General features: G+C 42.3%; 2 protein-coding genes and 1 pseudogene. 2 read left to right on the top strand and 1 reads right to left on the bottom strand.

Going from position 1 to position 1,637, the window contains the following annotated elements; all coding sequences use genetic code 11:
* Window positions 1-212, bottom strand: a pseudogene (locus tag R7P67_RS23735) (UDP-N-acetylenolpyruvoylglucosamine reductase); the annotation flags it as partial.
* 100 nt (window positions 213-312) lie between these two features.
* Between R7P67_RS23735 and R7P67_RS23730 the strand changes: the two are divergent.
* Window positions 313-741 carry a GNAT family N-acetyltransferase gene (locus R7P67_RS23730; RefSeq protein ID WP_180768967.1) on the top strand — a complete coding sequence of 143 codons (429 nt, stop codon included), beginning with the start codon at window positions 313-315 and terminating at the stop codon, window positions 739-741.
* Between the two features lie 74 nt (window positions 742-815).
* On the top strand, window positions 816-1,637 hold an 822-nt coding region (pssA, locus tag R7P67_RS23725; RefSeq protein ID WP_318086183.1), incomplete at its 3' end, for a CDP-diacylglycerol--serine O-phosphatidyltransferase.

Below are 1,637 nucleotides of genomic sequence, written 5' to 3'. Positions count from 1 at the left end.
AGGCGGTTAACAATGACGAGACCGTCAAAATGTTCAGTAAATAGAACATTGCTGCCTTTACCCAAAAACAACTTCGGCAGACTTTGAAAAGCAGGATTTTGATAGAGGCTGATTACATCATCTATCGAGTCAACAATGGCTAAGTAGGAGCAAGTCTGCTCGATACCAAAAGTGTGAAAAGCCTTGAGGCTTGCGTGTTCTTTAATTTGCATAGTGATTTGCAACGCCAGATAAGATTCTCTTAAACTGGGCACATTCTACCCCAGTTAACTTTTAACCGCAGTGACAATACCTAACTCATTAATCATAGAAGTGTTAAATCCGATCAAACTCCCTTTGATCAAAAAGCTCTATAAAGCCCATTACCCCTCCGGGCGAGCCAAAAAAGATGAACTCATCATCACAGCCAGTCGTAAAGGTGTGATCGTCGCACTACTAAGATTAAAAACCGTAGAGCAATATCGCTTATTAACAGGCATGCTCGTAATCCCAGAAGTTAGAGGCACGAGCGTTGGGCGCACTCTGCTAGAGCATTGCGAGAACAAAGTTTTCGAAGATGGTGATTATTGCTTCGCTTTTAGCTACTTAGAAAAATATTATGCTCAACATGGTTTCGAAACCATTGACAGTCATGAGCTGCCGAACTCCTTAAAGATGGCTTTTCAACGTTATGTTGATAGCGGCAAAGATCTCATTCCAATGCAATTTATCCCTTCAAAGGTTTCAAAGCGTGCGCTTTAGTAGCCAGGGAAATCATATCTTTGGTAAAATATCAGGTTCGCAATATTGCACTAAAATAAGGTACTCACACCGATATGATAGTAAATAGGAATCCATTCGAGCAGTTGCCTAGTCTCGCAATCAATCCTGAAGACTTTGATGTTCTGTACTCTGCAGAAACATTTCGAACTCGTCTTTTAGATGCGATCAGCAAAGCAACGTCACGAATCTACCTAGTCGCTCTATATCTGGAAGATGATGAAGCTGGGCGTGAAATACTCACTGCACTTTACGAAGCAAAGCAGCGTAATCCAGGATTAGACATTAATATCTGTGTTGACTGGCACCGAGCACAACGCGGCCTTATTGGTGCAGAAACATCAGAAGGCAACTCAGCGCTTTATAAAGCGTTTGCTGACCAATACCAACATGCCATCCCTGTTTATGGTATCCCCGTTCGCGGTCGAGAAGTATTTGGTGTACTTCATTTAAAAGGCTTCGTCGTCGACGATACCGTGATTTACAGTGGCGCTAGCCTTAATAACGTTTATTTGCAGTACCATGGTCGCTATCGATTTGATCGCTACCATGTTATTAAGCACAAGTCCCTTGCAGATACGATGGTGAACTTCGTTCAAAATGAAATGATTGCTCACCCTGCAGTAAACGACTTGGCCGATCGAGATAAGCCAGAAACCAAAGAAATTAAATCGGCAATTCGCCAACTTCGCTCTTCTCTTGCTCAAGCCAACTATCAATTTGCCCATGAGTCAGCGGCGGAAGATAAAGTAAAGATCACACCACTTGTTGGTCTTGGTAAGCGTCGAAACTTACTAAACCAGCAAATCGTCAAGCTACTAGCAGCAGCAAAAAACGAAATTTTCATCTGTACGCCATATTTTAACTTCCCTAAATCA

It is taken from the genome of Vibrio sp. Vb0937 (assembly GCF_033338855.1).
Note: the sequence above shows the minus strand (reverse complement) of the source record. Positions and strands in the feature narration are given on the sequence as shown.